The sequence below is a fragment of the Mesorhizobium sp. WSM2561 genome (assembly GCF_000513915.1).
Lineage (GTDB): Bacteria > Pseudomonadota > Alphaproteobacteria > Rhizobiales > Rhizobiaceae > Mesorhizobium > Mesorhizobium muleiense.
This window is the reverse complement of sequence record NZ_AZUX01000001.1, coordinates 59,749-78,611: the sequence shown is the minus strand read 5'-3', so window position 1 is coordinate 78,611 and position 18,863 is coordinate 59,749. Positions and strand designations below refer to the sequence as shown.

18 protein-coding genes and 1 pseudogene are annotated in these 18,863 nt (G+C 59.2%); 4 read left to right on the top strand and 15 right to left on the bottom strand.

The genetic code is table 11. From position 1 onward, the window contains the following. Positions 1–5: 5 nt before the first annotated feature. From M727_RS0100390 to M727_RS0100355, 8 genes and pseudogenes are all read right to left on the bottom strand, one after another. Positions 6–740 (bottom strand): FkbM family methyltransferase, encoded by a 735-nt coding sequence (locus M727_RS0100390; RefSeq protein WP_027150988.1) that lies wholly within the window; start codon positions 738–740, stop codon positions 6–8. After that, positions 737–2,011, bottom strand: a complete 1,275-nt coding sequence (locus M727_RS0100385; RefSeq protein ID WP_027150987.1) for an oligosaccharide flippase family protein — start codon at positions 2,009–2,011, stop codon at positions 737–739. The genes M727_RS0100390 and M727_RS0100385 overlap by 4 nt, the downstream gene beginning before the upstream one ends. A 92-nt stretch (positions 2,012–2,103) precedes the next feature. Next, positions 2,104–2,799: an FkbM family methyltransferase gene (locus M727_RS0100380; RefSeq protein WP_198032570.1), complete on the bottom strand. Its 696-nt coding sequence runs from the start codon at positions 2,797–2,799 to the stop codon at positions 2,104–2,106. Positions 2,800–2,921: 122 nt separating this feature from the next. Continuing rightward, entirely contained in the window at positions 2,922–3,677 is a 756-nt protein-coding gene (locus tag M727_RS0100375; RefSeq protein ID WP_027150985.1) for a glycosyltransferase family 2 protein, read from the bottom strand. Next, positions 3,674–4,793: pseudogene (gmd, locus tag M727_RS0100370) on the bottom strand (GDP-mannose 4,6-dehydratase). The gene M727_RS0100375 and the pseudogene gmd overlap by 4 nt, the downstream one beginning before the upstream one ends. A 158-nt stretch (positions 4,794–4,951) precedes the next feature. After that, positions 4,952–6,229, bottom strand: a complete 1,278-nt coding sequence (locus tag M727_RS0100365) for a sugar transferase (protein ID WP_245268318.1) — start codon at positions 6,227–6,229, stop codon at positions 4,952–4,954. Positions 6,230–6,399: 170 nt separating this feature from the next. Continuing rightward, complete coding sequence (locus tag M727_RS39500; RefSeq protein WP_084646570.1) at positions 6,400–6,963, bottom strand: transcription termination/antitermination NusG family protein; 564 nt, start codon at positions 6,961–6,963, stop codon at positions 6,400–6,402. 430 nt (positions 6,964–7,393) lie between these two features. Further along, a complete protein-coding gene (locus tag M727_RS0100355) occupies positions 7,394–7,978 on the bottom strand; it encodes a biotin transporter BioY (RefSeq protein ID WP_027150982.1) in 585 nt (194 codons plus the stop codon). A gap of 116 nt (positions 7,979–8,094) precedes the next feature. On the opposite strand from M727_RS0100355, the gene M727_RS0100350 reads away from it, so the two are divergent. Further along, complete coding sequence (locus M727_RS0100350; RefSeq protein WP_027150981.1) at positions 8,095–9,003, top strand: MBL fold metallo-hydrolase; 909 nt, start codon at positions 8,095–8,097, stop codon at positions 9,001–9,003. Between the two features lie 182 nt (positions 9,004–9,185). Here M727_RS0100350 and M727_RS0100345 read toward each other — a convergent pair whose 3' ends face one another. The 5 genes from M727_RS0100345 to M727_RS0100325 form a co-directional block, all read right to left on the bottom strand. Further along, positions 9,186–10,034: a 5'-methylthioadenosine phosphorylase gene (locus M727_RS0100345; RefSeq protein WP_245268317.1), complete on the bottom strand. Its 849-nt coding sequence runs from the start codon at positions 10,032–10,034 to the stop codon at positions 9,186–9,188. Positions 10,035–10,152: 118 nt separating this feature from the next. Then, positions 10,153–10,713, bottom strand: a complete 561-nt coding sequence (locus tag M727_RS0100340) for an ABC transporter permease subunit (protein WP_245268316.1) — start codon at positions 10,711–10,713, stop codon at positions 10,153–10,155. A 223-nt stretch (positions 10,714–10,936) separates the two neighbouring features. Continuing rightward, on the bottom strand, positions 10,937–11,824 hold the full coding sequence (locus M727_RS0100335) for an ABC transporter permease (RefSeq protein ID WP_027150978.1): 888 nt from the start codon (positions 11,822–11,824) through the stop codon (positions 10,937–10,939). Continuing rightward, the gene (locus M727_RS0100330) at positions 11,821–12,858 is read right to left on the bottom strand and encodes an ABC transporter ATP-binding protein (protein ID WP_036261139.1); all 1,038 of its coding nucleotides are present in this window, start codon (positions 12,856–12,858) and stop codon (positions 11,821–11,823) included. The genes M727_RS0100335 and M727_RS0100330 overlap by 4 nt, the downstream gene beginning before the upstream one ends. A 28-nt stretch (positions 12,859–12,886) precedes the next feature. Continuing rightward, complete coding sequence (locus M727_RS0100325) at positions 12,887–13,927, bottom strand: ABC transporter substrate-binding protein (RefSeq protein ID WP_027150976.1); 1,041 nt, start codon at positions 13,925–13,927, stop codon at positions 12,887–12,889. Positions 13,928–13,944: 17 nt separating this feature from the next. Between M727_RS0100325 and M727_RS0100320 the strand changes: the two genes are divergently transcribed. Next, positions 13,945–15,123 carry a LacI family DNA-binding transcriptional regulator gene (locus tag M727_RS0100320; protein ID WP_245268315.1) on the top strand — a complete coding sequence of 393 codons (1,179 nt, stop codon included), beginning with the start codon at positions 13,945–13,947 and terminating at the stop codon, positions 15,121–15,123. Between the two features lie 90 nt (positions 15,124–15,213). Here the strand turns inward: M727_RS0100320 and M727_RS0100315 are convergent, their stop codons facing one another. Further along, entirely contained in the window at positions 15,214–15,996 is a 783-nt protein-coding gene (locus M727_RS0100315; protein ID WP_036260983.1) for a DUF1499 domain-containing protein, read from the bottom strand. A gap of 78 nt (positions 15,997–16,074) precedes the next feature. Beyond that, positions 16,075–17,703, bottom strand: coding sequence for a fatty-acid--CoA ligase (locus M727_RS0100310; protein ID WP_027150973.1), 1,629 nt, complete (start codon positions 17,701–17,703; stop codon positions 16,075–16,077). Positions 17,704–17,881: 178 nt separating this feature from the next. Here M727_RS0100310 and M727_RS0100305 point away from each other — a divergent pair, with 178 nt between their 5' ends. Both M727_RS0100305 and M727_RS0100300 read left to right on the top strand, forming a co-directional pair. Beyond that, positions 17,882–18,238, top strand: coding sequence for a hypothetical protein (locus M727_RS0100305; protein WP_027150972.1), 357 nt, complete (start codon positions 17,882–17,884; stop codon positions 18,236–18,238). A gap of 146 nt (positions 18,239–18,384) precedes the next feature. Then, positions 18,385–18,774, top strand: a complete 390-nt coding sequence (locus tag M727_RS0100300) for a DUF427 domain-containing protein (protein WP_027150971.1) — start codon at positions 18,385–18,387, stop codon at positions 18,772–18,774. Positions 18,775–18,863: the final 89 nt, after the last annotated feature.

The window sequence follows — 18,863 nt, the reverse complement described above, 5'->3', positions numbered from 1 at the left end:
CCAAACTAGTCGATGTTCGGCAGGTATATCGCATCGGCCCACGCCAGTCGGCCAAACTGGTTATGGTGCTGATTGTAAATCGCATGGAGCCGGTAGTTTAACTTCTCAAGATGGGCCGTCACCTCATGGAACAGGCAAGAACCATCGTATATTCTCATAAAATTCACCTCGGAGTAAATAAGTTTGATTTTTTTACTTCCGAGTATATTTTCTGCTCCTTTCAAAATTTCAAGTTCCGCTCCCTGAGCGTCCATCTTCAATATATCTATATTGTTTACGCTTTCTCGTTCGCAATACCCATCCAAAGTGATCACGCTAACTTCTATTACATCTTTCTCCGTGGTATATTTATCAAAGGTTGAACCGGTACTGCGCGCGCTGAACAGGGAACTGGCGTCAGGAAGCGCCGCGACGTGGAAGGACGCGGTTCCTGCCTTCGAAGAGACGGCCATGTTGACGGGAATTATTCGCGGCTCCTGTTCGGCAACGGCACGGAGCTTGGTAAAGTTTTCCGGCAGGGGTTCAAAGGCATGGACGATAGCCTTCGTGCACCTGTCGGCATAGGTGCGCGTATCCCGCCCATCCGCGGACCCGACTTCGAAGATCGTGGCAACGTCGCCTGCGAGACGCAATTGCTCCTCGAAGGAGTCATCGATGCGGACACCGCGCTCAAGTTTGCTCAAATGATAGCCGAACATATTGAAAATTCGCTGCACAGCGAACACTAAGCTAACCCTCATGAAACGGTTCCTTCGCTTTCCCTTACCTGCAAGTTGACCAACTTCGTTGCATGATCAGCCAATGCAAGTTGAAGAGCATAGGTGACAGCGGTCGCCAGTCCGTGCCAGATCATGACGATGAGCGGATCGTCGATTCGGGCCCAGCCGAGCCAGCCAAAGACCAGCAGTGTGAAAAGGAACCGGCCTAGTTCCCAGGCAAACTGGAGTGACTGTCGCTCGATAATGATAAGCGTCATCGTCAATGCCGTTGCGACAAAGCGCACATAAGCGATCGGAAAGGCAATGGCACAAAGCTTGCCGGCCATAACCCAGTCGGCGCCAAAGACAAAAGGGACGACACTTGGCGAAAACACCATGCCCAGCACCGTCGGCAAAAGGCCAATGGCAAGAAGCTGAAAGAGCGCCCGTCGAAATGCACCGTTCAGGCCGCCGCCTTTGCCGGCCCTATAAAGTTTCGCGAACTCGCCGGTAAAGACCTGTGAGACAGCCACCGCGACGATGCCAACCGGCATGAGGATAAACCGTTCGACAAGTGCGTACTGTCCTGCAACTTCCAGATTGAACAATGCAAGAAAGGCGAATGGCGCGACGGCGGCACCGAGCGCGGACAAAAGTGTTCCCGGAAAGGTGAAGAACCCAAATTCTTTGAAGCGAACCGCCGTAAATTTCATCGCAGGAAACGAGATGGGAGAAATCAGAGTTCGCCAGAGTTTGCCACTGCGAAGAAGGATGGAGATGCTGCCCGCGACCCTGCCGAATATATCGGCAAGGACAAGACCGGCTCCAATAAAGGAAAACATGGCACAGCCAAGCGCGCCAACGGAAAAACCGATCGATTGCAGGATCTTGGAACGTGCGCTGAGAGGATAATTACGCTCACGGATCGGCACATAGGAGAGCATTTGGTAAAGACCCGCCACGATCATCGCGCCGGGCAGAATAAAGATTATGGCGCGCAGAGACGGCACCACATTCGGCGCCCACAGATCGACGACAATGACGACAAGAACGGCTACCATTCCTGTCACGATACATAGCCGGAACGTCACCTTTAACAGGTTTTCCAAAACTCTCCCCGGTCTCGCGCCGAGAAGTGCGACTTCGTAGCGGAACGCGGAAAACATGATCGCCACGTTCAGAACCGACAGATAGATCTGATATCGCCCGAAGGCTTCGGCGTCGTAGAGGCGTGTCAAGGCTGGAAGGACTGCAATTGCAATAAGCTGCGCAATCACCGACCCCGACAAAACCGTCAGGATGCTTCGGAACATTCTTTATCGCCGCATTGCAAAATTGGCGACTTGCGCTGATTGCGCCAATCGTGGAAACGACGGCGAGGGCAGATCGAGGTCGCTCGATCCCCTCATCTGTCATTCCAGAAAATCGTATTCGCGCCCATGCGTTTGTTGTTTCGATAAACATCGCTCAACAGGCTCGTCACGCGCAGATTTGCGTCTTCATCATTCGACTCTATGCAGAGGCAACGCGGAACCAGTTTCTCGTCGAGTTCGGAAATCTGCTTGGCCACGATCCAATCGACGCCCTCGATGTCGACGCTCGCAAAATCGATCCTTTTTCCTTCGCCGTATTTGTGAAGCAGTGTGCCCAGCGTCAGTTGAGGAAGCTCGAGGCGTTCAATCAAGCGATGGCCGGCTGCAACCACACGCTCATATTGCTCGGGCGACGTGGTTGAGAGTACCGACGGATATATCAAGAAGAATTCCGCGACGCTGTCGGTCTCCCCGATAAGGCACTGGACGTGGGTATCGCGTGGGCGCCAGCGCTGGTGAAGCCGAAGAAGGCGGCTGATCGGCTCGACGACGATGCCGGACCAGCCCTTGCGATGCAGCAAATACGTATTCGAGATACGGATCGGGTGGGAAGCGCCGATGTCGAGATATCGACCAGGATGCCTTTGGTCTTTGAAGATCGTGTTGACGAGGAAGGTGTCCTCGCCGTGCTGCGAGTAACTTTCCCGATGCTGGAAATGGAGGGGAATATCACGCAGCTCTTGTATCAAGCCGGACTTAGCGGCCCAGTACCTAATATCGTTCAACATCCCAGAAGGCTCCATTGTGTCTTTTGCAGCGAGAATACCAAGCGCATCGACAAAGGCCTGCTGCTGCCTGAGCGACGAATTGAGCTAGCCGCCAAGCCAAGGGCTTCAAAACGCATGCTCGATCAACCTCGCCGCGCGAAAACGAACTGTCTGATTTTCCGCGCCGGCTTAGCAATGAGCGCATAATCGACAGGACCCGATCCGAGCCAGCGGCGGCGTGCCCGCAGAGCTTCCAGATTGTGCCCGATGTGGGAGGTAAGGCTTCGCGTGCTGGCCCCACCAACCATCATGTCCACCAACACGTGGCTGGTCGCGGCGGTCCGGAATCCGTGGAGTTCAACAGCTCTCAACATCCAATCATAGTCCGATGCCACTTTGAGGCTGATATCGAACGCACCGACCGCGTCCGCAACCTTCCGCCTGACGTAGAACGTTGGATGGGCCGGCATCCAGCCGGTCCGAAAGCCTTTGGGGGGTCTGGCGGCGGCACGCCAACGCCGTACGATGCGCTTGCTCAGATGGTCTTCGACGAAATCCAGGTCGCCATGCACGATGTCGGCCTGTTCCAGCCCAGCGGAGATCCGTCCCAGCGCCATACGATCGTGAAAGCAATCGTCTGAATTCAGCACGCCTACCGCGTCGCCAGTGTAAAGGCGCAATCCTTTGTTGAGTGCATCATACATTCCGCTGTCGGGCTCGCTGACCAGCCGGATCTGATCCTGTGGGTAAGAACGGACTATTGCCAGCGTATCATCGGACGAATTGCCGTCGATGACCACCAGTTCCTTGGCGCCATGATCCTGGGCCAGGAAGCTGTCGACCGTATGCCGGATTGTCGCCGCGGAATTCCAACAGACGGTCAAGACCGAGATTTTCATGTCGACCCGGCCCAACGTCGCTTACTGTGCCGCAACGCGAATGCGGTCCTCATCGAGGCGCCGATGTTCGGACTCCCGCCTTACCGTTTCGAGGTCGGACTGGACCATCTCCTGGACCATCGTGGCGAGCGACGTTGTCGCCTTCCACCCGAGAACGCGCTCCGCTTTCGAGGCGTCGCCGATCAGAAGCTCTACTTCGGTCGGCCTGAAGTAGCGCGGGTCCACCTCGACCAGAACGGTGCCCGATTTCGCGGCGATGCCTTTTTCGTCGACGCCGGAACCGACCCACTCGATCTCGATCCCGACCTCGCCGAATGCAAGCTCGACAAAGCGGCGGACGGAATTCTTCACGCCGGTTGCGAGGACGTAGTCGTCTGGCGTTTCATGCTGAAGGATTCTCCACATGCCTTCGACATAATCGCGGGCATGGCCCCAATCCCGTTCAGCCGACAGATTGCCGAGATAGAGCTTGTCCTGAAGGCCCAGGCTGATTGCGGCCGCCGCGCGCGTGATCTTGCGGGTGACGAAGGTCTCGCCGCGCATCGGGCTTTCGTGATTGAACAGGATGCCGTTGGAAGCATGAATATCGTAAGCTTCGCGGTAATTCACCGTGATCCAGTAGGCATAGATCTTTGCCGCCGCATAGGGCGAGCGAGGATAGAAAGGCGTCGTCTCCCGCTGCGGGATCTCCTGCACCTTGCCGTAGAGCTCGGATGTCGATGCCTGATAAAAACGCGTCTTTTTTGTCAGGCCAAGCAGTCGGATGGCTTCAAGGAGACGCAATGTGCCGATCGCGTCGGCATTTGCCGTGTATTCCGCGGTCTCGAAACTCACCTGAACATGCGATTGTGCGGCGAGATTGTAGATCTCGTCAGGCTGCACTTCCTGAACGATGCGGATGAGGTTGGTGGCGTCGGTCATGTCGCCATAGTGCAGCGACAGCCTTACGTCCTTTTCATGCGGATCCTGGTAGAGATTATCGATACGCCCCGTATTGAAAGACGACGACCGCCGCTTGATGCCATGGACATCGTAGCCCTTTGCCAAAAGAAGTTCCGCCAGATAGGCGCCGTCCTGGCCGGTGATGCCGGTGATGAGTGCGGTTTTCCTGGTCATTGTGCTTCTCCGGAGTCGATACGACGATAATTCTCAACGCTGATCAGCGTGGCTTTACACATTACAACTACCCCCATTCAAAAGCTGGTGGCTATCCTAACGTTGTGAGGCTCGATAGCGGCGGCTTGGCTATACCGGCTACCGATCTTTGCCGCATATCATCGCGCGCCAAAACCTGTCAGCATGGTTCGGATGGTGCGAAACACAATCAGCACGTCGAGCCAAGGGGAGAAATTCTTGATGTAGTAGAAGTCGTAGTGAAGTTTTTCCAGGACATCGTCGACGGCCGCAACGTGGCCCTGGTTGACTTGCGCCCATCCGGTAATGCCGGGCCGAACGATGTGGCGGTATCGATAGAATGGCAGCTCGGCCTCGTACCACTTGGAGAGCACGAGTGCTTCCGGGCGCGGTCCGATCCAGCTCATCTCGCCGCGCAGGATGTTGAAGGCCTGCGGCAATTCATCGATCCTGGATTTTCTCAAGAACTGCCCAAGGCGCGTGATGCGCGCATCGCCGGCCTTCGTGATGGCCTCTTCCTTTTCATCGCCAACCGGGGCGCCGAGTTTCATTGTCCGAAATTTGTAAACTTCGTAGATCTTTCCTCTGTAACCCATTCTCTCTTGCCTGAACAAAGCCGGGCCAGCTGAGTCAAATTTTATCGCTGCCGCCACGAACAAGAGCAACGGCGAAGAAACCACTAGAATAACTAGCGCAGATATCCAATCGACTGCTTGTTTAATTTTTAAATAAGCATGGTTTGGATTCAAAGATCCTAAGGTATTTTCGGAAAGGTGCTCTATTTCTACTCGGCCCGTAAGCGATTCGCTGATCTGTTTGACATGATAGACCGGCGTTCCCGAGAGCGCGCGATCGGCAATATACCGTTCCCATTCATCCGAAAGATCGGCTCGAAGGTCGGCCACCACACCGCTTGCATGTTCGACAATCGTCTCGGGCGAATGAATCCGGTGCCAACTGACGCCTGGTATATCTTCCAGCCTATCAACATCTCCTCCGGGGATTACTGCCAACCGGTATGGGTCGAGCCGCCGTGTGGCCAAGCTCAAGCCAAAATACCACAGGGTGGATTGAATGAAGCTCGCTGCGGCCTGAAACCGGCTATAATCAAACCTGAAAAAGAAGATGGCCATGAATACGAGGCCGTAAGTCAGGGCGAAGGTGGGCAGGATGTAACCAGCCGCCGCCACACCCGGAAAATTGCCGATGCGCTTGTAAAGCAGGTAACCCGACGTGTGAGCGATGAGGGCAGCAAAGATCGTAACCTGCATGTTCGATGACCAAATCACATGTTGGCCGAACGACATGCGGATGAGCGCCGGGAACAGGATCGCGAATGTCAATCCGCCTAGCAATTGAAAGCGCATCCGAAGCAGAAGATGCCTCTGGTTGGGCAGGTTGACAGTGGAGGTGTTCAAATTCGTGAAGCCACTAACCAATTTAACTGATCATCCGCCAAGACAAGCAACAGATCTGCATTGCCACGTTCATCGACATCCTTCGGCTCCAAATGGCTACCGCACTCCCGGGTGAAACCCGAGAGCCGACTTTGCAGCACTTGCACCGCATGACCTGGCGTCAGTTGCGGTTATGCGATCGCAACGAGTTCCCTTGAATCCAAGTCAACAGGGATCTCGCCATTCATGATGGCAACCAGAACCCGGGCCCTTCCGGCTGGATCGAGACGGTCAAGGCGACCGATCATCTCCGCGAAAGGACCCGAGAGAATCCGAACCGAAGCGCCCGCAGTAAGGCCTCCGCTGAAATCAAGCAAGCCGTCCTTGCCGGTCAGGGCAATGAACCGCTCCACCAGTCCCGAGGGGACCGGCAATGGCCGATCGCCCTGCATGATGAGGGAGCGCACACCGAACGTTCCATTGACCGAGCGCCACCGCTGCAGCCCGACATCGAGGGCGATGAACATGTATCCTGGAAAATAGGCTGCCGGTCGCGTCTCGACGCGCCGGGCATGACGAACGGTCCTCTCGCAGCGAGGTATAAACGGGTGAAACCCCTGTAACCGGAGATGCCGTTCGGCGACGTCTTCTTTTCCCGGAAAAACGCTGGCGGCATACCAGCGCGCTGCGGCGCCGACCGCGGGCCGTTGCAACGATGAAGTCGCCTTGACTGTTGTTTTTTTCGGGCTGATCACGCGTCTCGCTCTCGGCGGCTTTCGGCATGGTCGATGTCAAGGGTTGCGACAGCGCACCGATACCGGCGAGCAACTATGCCGCGGGGATCGAGTCGGTTCGTCGAAAAATTCCTGCTATTTGTCCATTAATTTTAGCTATGCCTAACAAGCCATCGAGCCGCATTATTTTTTAGCCACCCAACCAGCGGTATCGAACGATTTTGCGCCGATGTGTAGCCTCCTGGTTACACTGACTCGCGACGAATCGCCGGCTGTTCTTGGTCCTTAGTCCTTAGTCTTGACCATAGTGTGACGGTATCGTTAGCAAATCGTTGCATGGCAGATGCCGACCAATTGGCGCCGCCCTGCGTTGACGAGTCCCAACGAGCCGTCGCTGAGACAGGATCATTCCTGTGCTTGCCGATCAGTGCTGCGCCCGATCGACCAGGCCTCAGGAACGTTTGAGCAGCGACCAGACGGCTGGCACAAGGCTCGCCGCCAGGCCGACCTTGATCAGGTCACCGACGATGAAGGGCACGACGCCGAACTGCCACGACTTTTCCGGGCCGATGAGCAGCGCCAGCCAGGCAAAGCCCATCGCCATCATGACGATTTCGGCAACCAGCATCGCGTTGAAGAGCTTGACCGGATGGCGATCCCAGCCACGATCGGCGGCCCAGCCGACGATCGCCGCCATCACGACGAAGCCGGCAAGATAGCCGCCGGTCGAGCCGAGCATGTAGGCAATGCCGATGCCCTTTTCCGGCGTGCCCTGGAAGACCGGCAAGCCGATGGCGCCCTCCGCCATGTAGAGAAGCAGCGTGGCGACGCCGAGGCGCATGCCGAATGCTGCGGCGATCAGAAACACGGCCAAGGTCTGCATCGAGATGTCGACCGGTCCGAGCAAAACCCTGGTCTTGGCCGACAAGGTCAGCAGCAGTGTTCCAACGATCGCCAGCAAAAGCTGCGTCGCCAGGCGGGCTGCGCCCTTTTCAGGCAGAGCGAGAGAAACAAGCGGCGTCGTTGCAATTGCCATGGTCTTCCTCATTGCGGACTGCCGCAGATCGCGGCCTTGCGTTTTCCTATATTGGCTTCCATGTTATGCGGCAATCGGTTTTGCCGTCTCTGGAACAGAGCTGAACGACATTCGCTATGGCGCTGAAATTCGACACAGACTTCGATCCGTCCTACGGCCAGGGCGTGACCGTTGCGCCCGACGTGCTCCGGATTACCGCGAAAAATCCCGGCCCGTTCACATTCTACGGCACCAACAGCTACATCGTTGGGCGCGAGACGCTGGCGGTGGTCGATCCCGGGCCGGATGACGAGGCGCATCTCAAGACACTGCTCGAGGTGATCGCAGACAGGCCGGTCAGCCACATTTTCGTCAGCCACACGCATCGCGACCATTCTCCGCTGGCAGCGCGGCTAAAGCAGCACACCGGTGCGATTGTCCTGGCCGAGGGTCCGCATCGGCCGGCGAGGCCACTGCGCACAGGCGAAATCAATCCGCTCGACGCCAGCGCCGACACCGCCTTCAATCCGGATGTCGCGCTTGCCGACGATATGGTGGTCGACGGCGACGGTTGGGCGATCAGAACGGTGCTGACGCCGGGCCATGCCGCCAATCATGCAGCCTTTGCGCTGGAAGGAACCGGTATCCTGTTCTCGGCCGATCACGTCATGGCCTGGGCGACCTCCATCGTTGCGCCGCCGGACGGCGCCATGGCCGACTATATGGCCTCGCTGGATCGGCTGATCGAGCGCGACGACCGCCTGCTGCTGCCCGGCCATGGCGGGCCGGTGACAGCGCCGCGCAGCTTCATGCGCAAGTTGAAGTCGCATCGCAGGATGCGCGAGAAAGCGATCCTGGAGCGGATCAGAAGCGGCGACCGGACGATCGAGGAGATGGTCGCGGCGATCTATCACGATACCGATCCGCGCCTGCACGGCGCGGCCGGCCTGTCGGTGCTTGCCCATCTCGAGGACCTGGTGACGCGCGGCCTGGTGAGCACCGACGGCGACCCGGCGATCGACGGCATTTTCAGCCTGCCTGGCTAAGAGACCGTTTGGAAACTCTACTCTGGCGGCCATCTGATGGCGTTTTCTGCGCTTCCGGTGCTCACGGACCCAAATGTCCGCTGCGCGCCGGTTCTCGAAACCACCACCATATGACTCGCCAGAGCGAATTTCGAAACAGTCTCTAAAGATCCCGCCAGAGCTCGCACTCCGCTCCTGAAAGCTCAGAACCGGCTGGAACGCTCTTCAGGTTGAGGCGACTTCAGACCCTGGCAAGAGCATTGCGGATTGGCCGGAAGTCGCGCGGCGGTCTCCAGCGCGACAAGCGAGGCTGTCATGGAGAGATTGGGTAGCACGTCCTCCTGCAGCAATTTCTGGCGGTTGCGGTCCATATAGTCGTTAAAGCCCGCCGTGACGAACGCACAGGGCACGAAGCAGGCGCCGATCTCGCGGGCCAGGGTCGCCTCAGGGGCGATGGAATGGTTGAGCACATCCGCCCCCATTCCCCGATACGCCAAGGCTTCGGCCGGCGTTGTCAGCCGCGGCCCATAACAATGGGCAGCGACCAGCTGCTGTTCGATGCCATGAACGCGGGATGGCCAATGACGGCGGGCCGTTTCGACCAGAACCGCCGCGCATCTTGGACATACGATCTGCTTGCCCGAACAGTCAAAACTCTGGCGATCCGGAAGCAGTGAAAACGGGGTCTGCGTCAGTTCGATGATATCGGCGGGCACCACCATGTCGCCGGGCTGGATCGCCTTGTTGACGGCGCCAACGGTCGAGCAGGCGAGGACTTGCCGCACACCCGCTTGCATCAACACCCAGAACGCGCGGCGATGGCAGGAATGGTCGATATGGTCGCGGGGATTGCCGTGCGAATACATGCACAACGCCCGCTTTGCTCTCCCTTCGGCTGAAATCGAGGCATCGAACTCGAGCAACTTCCAGTTGTCGGAACGACCGAAAGGCGTTTCAAAACTCATGTCGCGCCGCAGCGTGCGCACGCTATCGACTCCGAGATCTTCCGGGAAGGCAAGCCCCCAGTTTGCCGACCCGGTGATGATGGCCAAGCCTACCTGAGGTATGTCAGTTGGTTGATCCGCCGGAGCACCGGCTGCGTGATGATTTTTGGGCATGCTTCCAACTCGGTCAGGACTTTTTTTGGCTTGGTCAGGATTGTTGGCTCGGTCAGGATTTTTGGCGAAGCGCCGCGATCACGACGACGACCACAACAATAGCGGTCCACAATGTCGAGATCGCCGCAATGGTCGGATCGATCTGATCGCGCAGCGAAATGAACATGAGCTTCGGCATCGTGCTGTTGCGACCACTTGCGATAAAGATCGAAATCACCGACTCATCGAGCGACGTCAGGAAGGCCATCAATGTCGCCGACAACAGGCTGATCCGAAGTTGCGGAACGATTATCCCGCCAATAGCCCTGGCCCAGTCCGCGCCGAGGCTGCGCGCCGCCTGAACCTGGTTCCAGTCGAAGCGAGCCAGGGCGGGCAACAGCACAATGCATGCCACCGGAACGGCCAGCACCACATGTCCGACCAGCACACCGAACAGCGTTCCAACCAGACGTTGCGCCGCCAGCACAAAAAAGAGGCCGATCGCCAGCAGGATTCCCGGGGTGACCGAGGGGGTGAGCAGGACGCTCTGGATCGAAGCTGCGGTCTTGCCGCCCAGCCGATTCATCGAGATGCAGGCGAGCAGCGCAAAAGGCACCGCGATCAGCGCCGTCAATATCCCAAGGATCAGGCTCGTCCTGAGTGCTGCCATCCACGTCGCCGAGCCGAAGAAGTTCTCGTACCAGCGCAACGAGTAGGCCTGCGGCGGAAACTCGAGGAGGCTCGATGCCGAAAACGAAAGCGGCACCACCACGAGCGTCGGCAACATCAGAAATGCCACGACAAGAGCCGCAAAGCTCCACAGGACAATGCGGGCGAGCCTGTTTTGCGGATAGGCCTCAAGCATGGGAGGCTGCCACTGCGTTCTGGGCCAGCAGGCGGCGTGCCGCCAGCAGCATCACACCGATCAGCGCCATCAGAACGAGGAGCAGAATGCCCAGGACGCTCGCCGATCCCCAATCCTGAAAGGTCGATAGCGCACGCTCGATCCGGGTAGAGAGAGGATTTACCTTGCCGCCGCCAAGCACCGCCGGGGTGATGAAGAAACCGATGGAATAGATGAGGACGATGACCGAACCCGAGAAGATGCCGCCGGCCGAAAGCGGCATTATGACGGTGCGGATGACCTGCCCGAGCGTGGCTCCCATGCTCGCTGCCGCGCGAACGAGGTTTGGGTCGATATCGCGCATCGCGGCATAAACCGGCAGCAGGAAGATCGGCAGCATGTAGTGAACCATGCCGATCAGCGTTCCGGTGAAGTTATAGACCAGCGGCAAAGGCTCCGCCGTCAGGCCCGAACCAGTCAAAGCCGCGTTGATCAGGCCATCACGCCGCAAGAGCACGAGCCAGCCATAGGTGCGCACCAGGATAGCGGTCCACAATGGCAGCATGACGAAGGCCATCAGCACGTTGGCCACCCTTGGCCTGGCGCTGGCCAAGGCGAGTGCCAGCGGGGTGCCCAGAAGAATGCAGATCGCCAGCGTGCCGAGGGACAGCTCGAGGGTGGTGACGAGCGCCGACCATGTCAGTCCGCTCGACAGCACTTTCGCGTAGTTGCCGACAGTGTACTCACCGCCTGTGGTCAAAAAGGATTGCCGGATGATCCAAAGGATGGGCAATATCGCCGCCAGTCCAACGATGAACAGCGCCGGCAGCGAAAGCGAAAGGAAAAACCGCCGCTCGCGGCGCGCATCCGCCAGGAGCGCAGGGTCCACAGTGACGGTCACGCCAGCGCTCCCGGTATCGCGTGAACCTTGGCTGCTGGTGCATATGCGGTCATCCGCTGGCCGGCGGCAAACTCGGCGCAACCGCCGGCCAGCGCTGCCGGAATGCAGACAAGGACCTCCTGGCCACCGTCGAGCGCCAGCGTCAAGAGCCAGTTCTCGCCGCGGAACGCCTTGGCGCGCAGTGTTCCTTCGAGAGCCACTGCGTCTGCCCCGGCGAGCTTCGCATCAAGATTAAAGCTTTCGGCGCGAATCATCAGGGTTTCGCGTGACGCTTCGGCGCCATCGATCCTGCGCACCGAGCCCGGCGCCACAATGTTGGCCTCGCCCATGAATTCGGCGACGAAGCGGGTTGATGGACGATCATAGATCCGCTGCGGCGTATCGATCTGCTGGATGCGGCCGGAGTTCATCACCGCAATCCGGTCGGACATGATCAGCGCCTCGCGCTGGTCGTGGGTCACGTAGATTGTGGTGATCCCCAGGTCATCGTGCAGACGCCGGATCTCGTACTGCATGGTTTCGCGCAGATTCTTGTCGAGCGCCGACAGCGGCTCGTCCATCAGCATCACGCGCGGTTCGAAGACGATAGCCCGCGCCAACGCCACCCGTTGGCGCTGGCCGCCGGACAGTGCGGCAACATTGCGCTCCGCCAGGCCATCCAGCTTCACGCGGGCCAGGGTGGCAAGCGCCCGCTGACGCGCCTCCGCTCTCGGCGCCTTGCGCAGCGCCAGCGGATACGCGACATTCGCCAGGACGTTCATGTGGGGAAACAAGGCGTAATTCTGGAAGACGATGCCGATGTCGCGTTTGTTCGGCGCCAGGCGGGTGATGTCGCGATCGCCCAACAAGAGCTTGCCGGAATCCGGCCGGACAAAACCGGCCAGAGCCATGAGCAGCGTGGTCTTGCCCGATCCCGATGGCCCCAGCAGCGTGAGGAACTCGCCAGCTTGAATGTCGAGCGAGACATCATCCAGTGCGACGTAGGACCCGTAAGCCTTGCTGACGCTGTCGATGGTGATCGGGAGCGACTTCATCATCTGCTCCAGCCTTGTCAGCCGAGACTCAGCGGGCCATCATCTCGTCGAAGGCTTGTTGGGCAGCCTCGCCGTTCTTGACCCACCATTCTGAATTCGAAAACACCGAGGTGCCGGCATTTTCAGGCGCGGTCGCAAGCGTCTTCAGACGGTCCTCGGGAATCAGGCCACCCTCATAGGCCGCAGGATTGACCGGGCCATAGGCGATGAAATCGGTCAGCTTCGCAACGCGCGCCGGCTGCGTCATCGCTGCGATGAGCTTCATCGCGGCTTCCTTGTTCGGCGCTCCCTTCGGCACCCCAAGGCAGTCCGTGCCGATGACCGAACCCTTGAACGTGTAGTCCGCCGCGCCGCCATCCTTTTTCACGGTCTCTGCCCGTCCGTTCCAGGTAACGACCAGATCCGCCTCACCATCCTTCAGCAGTTGCGCGGACTGGGCTCCCGAGGTCCACCACACGGCGACATCTGGTTTGATCGCTTCAAGCCGCTTGATGGCGCGCTCCAGCCCTTCCGGCGTGCTGAGCACGGCATAGACGTCCGCCGGCGCCACGCCATCGGAGAGAAGCGCGATCTCGATCGAGTCCTGCGCATTGGCGCGCAACGCGCGGCGGCCCGGGAATTTGGCAACGTCCCAGAACTCGGCCCAGGTCTTCGGCGGGTTCTCGCCATAGGTCTTGGTGTTCCACGACAGGACGGTGCCATAGGAATCAAAGGGATAGCAGTAGTCGGACTTTGCGCCGTCCGGCACGGATTTGGGATCGATGATCTTGTAGTCGAGCGGCTCCAGCAGCGACTGAGCGGCGGCCTGGGCGCCTTCCGGCGAGCCGAGGTGGATAATGTCGGTCGCAACTGCCCCCGAGGTGACCTGCATCTTCAAGGCGGCCAGGCCGTCGCTCAGCGTCTCCTCGCGAACATCATGGCCTAGCTCTTGTGCAGCAGGGCCCCACATGGCCTCTTTCATGGCGTTGCCATAATCGCCGCCTGCGGTCGTGATGGTGAGTGTTTGCGCATGGACGGGCAAGGCAGCCGAGATGGCGAATGCTGTTAAGGAAATGCGCAGCCAGGACATAGGTTCTCCTCCCCAACTTGATCAAATATAGCCTGAAATGGCTATTTATTTGTAATCGTAACGTTACGATTGCATCTGAATACGCAGGAGTCAAGCTGCTTGCGACGGGCGTTCGGATTGACCGGGATGTCGAATCCGGTAACGTTATGGCGGTCAGCAAGTCAGCCGGCGCTTTCGCAAATGAAGTCGGGCGAACAATGGCCAATCTAAAGCAGATCGCGGCGGAACTTTCCCTCTCGGTGACCACGGTATCCCGCGCTCTGAAGGATGGGCCGGAAGTGCAGCCCTCGACCATTGCCCGCGTCAAGGAGGCGGCCAAGCGGGTCGGCTATCTGCCAAATCATCATGGTCGTGCGCTCAAGACCGGTCGAACGCTGACGCTGACGGCAGTGCTCCCGATGGAGACCCGAGACCATCTGTCAGATCTGTTGAAGCTGCCTTTGATCGAAGGCATGACGCTGGCGGCGCGAAAAGCCGGTTATAGTCTGTCCATCTATTCCACCACGCCCGACGACGATCCCGTCGAGAGTGTGCAGCGGCAGCTTCAGGCGCGCAGCACGGACGGACTGATCATCACGCGCCTGGTGTCGGGTGATCCGCGCGTCAAGCTGCTGCTGGATCAACGCATGCCATTCGTCGCGTTTGGAAGAACCGACCTGGACACCGCCTATCCTTATGTCGATGTCGACAATGAACAGATTGCCTACGAGGCAACCCGACGGCTCATGGACAAGGGCTGTCGACGCATTGCTCTGCAACTTCTGGTTCCGGAGGATCAGGCGAGTGCCATGCGTCTTTCCGGCTATGCAAGGGCAATGGCCGAGGCCGGCATCCCGATCGACCAATCGCTGATCGGTCATGGCATGTTCACCATGGAATCGAGCGCGGCCTGGTTCGATCGCTTGCTGGCTTGCTCAGATCCACCGACAGGCTTGGCATGCGCCAACGAACTGGGCCTGCTGGGGGCGCTGCACGCTCTTGGCAAAAGAGGCCTTGCACCGGGGAGCGACGTCCACATCGTAACGCGTGACAGCACGCGGCTGGCACGCTTCCTGCCGGCAAAGATCGAAGTTCATTCCGTTGATATGGCGGCTGTCGGACGCAAGCTTGTCGAAGTCCTGGAGAGCCGCATCATCAATCCGCTTGGGCCGGTGGAGACAATTTTGCTCAAGGGTGAATTCGAGCCGGCCGAATAGCCTGCTCGCATACTCAACCACTGATTGTATCAGCCGCATTTCTGTGGCGTCAAAGCGATTCCGCTTTGGCTGTAAAAATGCCCCTGGACATCACTCAGCCGGGGCCGTGCCGACCTGGCCGGCGACTTCCTGATCCAGTTCGGCCAGGAAATCCACGATGCGGGCCGCATTGTCGCCAAGGTCGTAGCGACCGTAACGCGAGGCCGAACGCATGTCGACGATGACCGCATCGCCATCGTCGGTCACACGGATGGCGACGTCGGCGGGAAGGCTGAGGACGAAGCTCCTGGCCAGGGCGGTGATCGTCACCTCGCTTTGCCCGATCGCACGGGGAAACGGCCCCGCAAGCTGCCAGTCCCGACGATCGAGCACGGTTTCGACGGCTTCCAGGACCCGATCGAAAGGCAGATTGTAGCTGCGTCCGGTGACCAGCGGATAGGTCTCGGTCTGCAGGCGCCGCTCGCCCGGGGTCGGCGGCGAAAGCGCATTCATATCCCCGGTCCGGGTGCTGGTGTCGAGCACCGGCGGATCGTCGAAATCCGTCGAGATGTCCCTGAGCGGTGGAGAAGTCGCTGCCCAGTAGGCGGCGATGCCAAAAGGAACAAGCACCAGCAGTGCCAGCACCGCGCCGACGGTGAGATCGCGACCGCCACGGTCGCCGAAATTCCAAATTCTCGAAAAGGCAAGGCCGGCGAACAACAGCGCAAAGGCGGCAAGCAGCGCGACAATGCCGAGCACCCAAAGGAAAGCCGGCGTTTCAACAAGCTGATATCGGTGGCCGACGAGAACGGTCAGCAGCAGGACCGCCGAAAAAGCGCCTGTCCGCCGCGACCAGCCGGCCGCCCTCGACGTCTGTCGCTCGGGAGTTTTCATTATTTTCAGCACTGCTTCACCCCGGACTGGCGCTTAAGCCGTTCAGCGGCGGCTTGAAGGCGAAAGACGTCATCTCAGTCAGTCCGTCGGCAGGCGATAGTCCCTGAATTGTTGGCGCAAGGTTGTCTTCTGGATCTTGCCGGTAGCGGTGTGGGGAATCTCGCCGACGAAGGCGACGTCATCCGGCATCCACCACTTCGCCACTTTGCCGTCCATGAAAGCCAGGATATCCGTCTTGGTCGGCTCCCGGCCCGGCTTGCGGACGACGACAAGCAACGGCCGTTCGCCCCATTTCGAATGTTGGATGCCGATGGCGGCCGCCTCCGCCACATCCGGATGACCGATCGCGAGATTCTCAAGCTCGATGGTCGAGATCCATTCGCCGCCCGACTTGATGACGTCCTTGGCGCGATCGGTGATCTGCATGTAGCCGCCTGGGTCGATATGGGCGACATCACCGGTATCGAACCAGCCTTCTTCATCGAACTGTTCGGATCCGATGCCGCCATAATAGGCACGCGCGACGGCCGGTCCGCGGACTTTCAGGCGCCCGAATGTCCTGCCGTCCCAAGGCAGTTCCTTGTCGTCATCGTCGGTGACCTTCATTTCGACGCCGAAAGGCGGAAAACCCTGCTTGCCCTGGACGTCGAGCCGGGCTTCGCCCTCAAGCCCGGCATAGTCCGGCTTCATGGTGCACAGCGTGCCGAGCGGCGACATTTCGGTCATGCCCCATGCATGGATGACCTCGACATCGTAATTGCCCTGGAACTTTGCCGTGATCGCACGCGGGCAGGATGAGCCGCCGATAACGACCTTGTTCAGATAGGGAAGTTTCTTGCCGGTCTCCTCCAGGTACTGCAGCAGCATCAACCACACTGTCGGCACGGCGGCGCTGAACGTCACCTTTTCGGTGTCGAGCAATTCATAGATCGAGGCGCCGTCCATCTTGCAGCCAGGCATGACCAGCTTGGCGCCGATCATCGGGCCGCTCTGGCCAAGGCCCCAGGCGTTGGCGTGGAACATCGGCACAACCGGCAGTATGGTGTCGCGCGAGGAGAGGCCCATTGCATCGGGCATCGCCGCAATCATGGCGTGCAGCACGTTCGAGCGATGGCTGTAGAGGACGCCTTTCGGATCGCCTGTCGTGCCCGAGGTGTAGCACATGCCGGCGGCGGTGTTTTCATCGAACGTCTTCCAGGTGAAGGCGCCGTCGGCTTCGTCGAGCCATTCCTCATAGGCAACTGCATTCGGCAGCGCCGTCTGCGGCATGTGCGCCTTGTCGGTCAGCACGATCACCTGCTTGAGCGATTTGACCGCGTCGGCGATTTTTTCAAGCAGCGGCATGAATGTCAGATCGACGAAGATCGCCTTGTCCTCGGCATTGTTCATGATCCAGGCGATCTGCTCGGGAAACAGGCGCGGATTAAGCGTGTGATAGATCGCGCCGACACCCATGACGCCGTACCAGGCTTCGATGTGGCGCGCCGTGTTCCAGGCCAATGTGGCGATGCGGTCGCCAAGCCCAAAGCCATCACGCTCGAGCCGCTCAGCGACCCGCAAGGCGCGGCGATGAATATCGACGTAAGTGGTCCGGACGATCGGGCCCTCGATCGAGCGCGACACAATCTCGCGTTCGCCGTGCTGCCTGGCTGCGTTGTCGATGAGCTTATGGCAAAGCAGCGGCCATTCCTGCATCAGTCCAAGCATACTTCTCCTCCCATGGGTTTTCGCTCCATTGTGGGACGAACAAGCGGATTGTCCAGACATGACCGGGCAGAAGCAGCGCATTGTTCGAAAAGGCAGGGAAAACCGCCACAATCCGGCCATTGTCGACATTAACTTTGATTAATGGTAGGGGTGTGATTGGCGAATGAAAGAGGTTCGCATGGACGCGCAGCTCGACGACAAAGCTCTCGAAGATTCGCTTGCCGAAAGCCTGGCCGATTTGGTGCCGGACGCCAGAACCGTTTCCGAGGACGAATTCGTTGAAGTCGTCGGCGGCGCCCTTGAGGCGGTCGGCGGCACGCTGCTGTTCAAGATGTGCGTTCAGAATGAAGGCGAAAGCCAGCATGTCGCCGCGGCTTGCGTCGGCGATGGCGGCAACCGCCAGTTCCTGCTTCTTACCTTGCCGACCGGCGGTGGTGCGCTCAAGGTCGAAACCGCGTCGCGAAGCACCAATCCGGTCGCCGGTATCGCCGCCGCCTATGCCGGGCTGATGGACGCCTTTCAGGCTGCCGCCTGATCGGTCATCGGCCCTGATCGGTCATCGGCAAGCTCGATTTGACGAGAGATCCGGACAACCCCAAAAGGCGATGGAGCCGGCATTCGACAGCGGCCTTGCACAGCGGGCACGCCCTACACATTTTAGGTCGTGCAAGGAGAACCGTCATGGACCAGATCGCCAATCCGTCACCCGGCTTTCAGCGCAACCCGGATAAAGTCATTACCATCGAGCCCTACAGCGGAACTGTGACCGTACGCGCCGGCGACGCTGTCATTGCCTCGTCCAGGAGGGCCAAGGTGTTGACCGAATCCCCCTACCCCGGGATCCTCTACATTCCATTCGAAGACATCGATTTCGACCAGCTTCGCAAGACGGACTCGTCGACTCATTGCCCATACAAGGGCGATGCAAGCTATTGGAGCGTGCTGCCTGCCGCGGAAGCAGGCAAGGATGCGATGTGGGCCTATGAGCGGCCTTTCGACGAGATGATCGAAATCCGCGATCACGGCGCGTTCTATCCCAACAAGGTGACGGTCGAAGCCAAACCAGCCTGAGCAGGGCCAGCCTGAGCAGGGCCAGCCTGAGCAGGGACGGCTCGCGGCCTGTCCCGCCGATCATTCGGTGGCACGGCCATGGCCGATGC

What these genes read in the sequence shown, in the direction of transcription:
- M727_RS0100385 (WP_027150987.1), bottom strand. Translation starts at nt 2,011, where the DNA reads ATGTTCCGAAGCATCCTGACGGTTTTGTCGGGGTCGGTGATTGCGCAG.
- M727_RS0100310 (WP_027150973.1), bottom strand. Translation starts at nt 17,703, where the DNA reads ATGCTTGGACTGATGCAGGAATGGCCGCTGCTTTGCCATAAGCTCATC.
- M727_RS0100380 (WP_198032570.1), bottom strand. Translation starts at nt 2,799, where the DNA reads ATGTTGAACGATATTAGGTACTGGGCCGCTAAGTCCGGCTTGATACAA.
- M727_RS0100325 (WP_027150976.1), bottom strand. Translation starts at nt 13,927, where the DNA reads ATGTCCTGGCTGCGCATTTCCTTAACAGCATTCGCCATCTCGGCTGCC.
- M727_RS0100350 (WP_027150981.1), top strand. Translation starts at nt 8,095, where the DNA reads ATGGCGCTGAAATTCGACACAGACTTCGATCCGTCCTACGGCCAGGGC.
- M727_RS0100355 (WP_027150982.1), bottom strand. Translation starts at nt 7,978, where the DNA reads ATGGCAATTGCAACGACGCCGCTTGTTTCTCTCGCTCTGCCTGAAAAG.
- M727_RS0100300 (WP_027150971.1), top strand. Translation starts at nt 18,385, where the DNA reads ATGGACCAGATCGCCAATCCGTCACCCGGCTTTCAGCGCAACCCGGAT.
- M727_RS0100375 (WP_027150985.1), bottom strand. Translation starts at nt 3,677, where the DNA reads ATGAAAATCTCGGTCTTGACCGTCTGTTGGAATTCCGCGGCGACAATC.
- M727_RS0100315 (WP_036260983.1), bottom strand. Translation starts at nt 15,996, where the DNA reads ATGAAAACTCCCGAGCGACAGACGTCGAGGGCGGCCGGCTGGTCGCGG.
- M727_RS0100330 (WP_036261139.1), bottom strand. Translation starts at nt 12,858, where the DNA reads ATGAAGTCGCTCCCGATCACCATCGACAGCGTCAGCAAGGCTTACGGG.
- M727_RS0100305 (WP_027150972.1), top strand. Translation starts at nt 17,882, where the DNA reads ATGGACGCGCAGCTCGACGACAAAGCTCTCGAAGATTCGCTTGCCGAA.
- M727_RS0100390 (WP_027150988.1), bottom strand. Translation starts at nt 740, where the DNA reads ATGAGGGTTAGCTTAGTGTTCGCTGTGCAGCGAATTTTCAATATGTTC.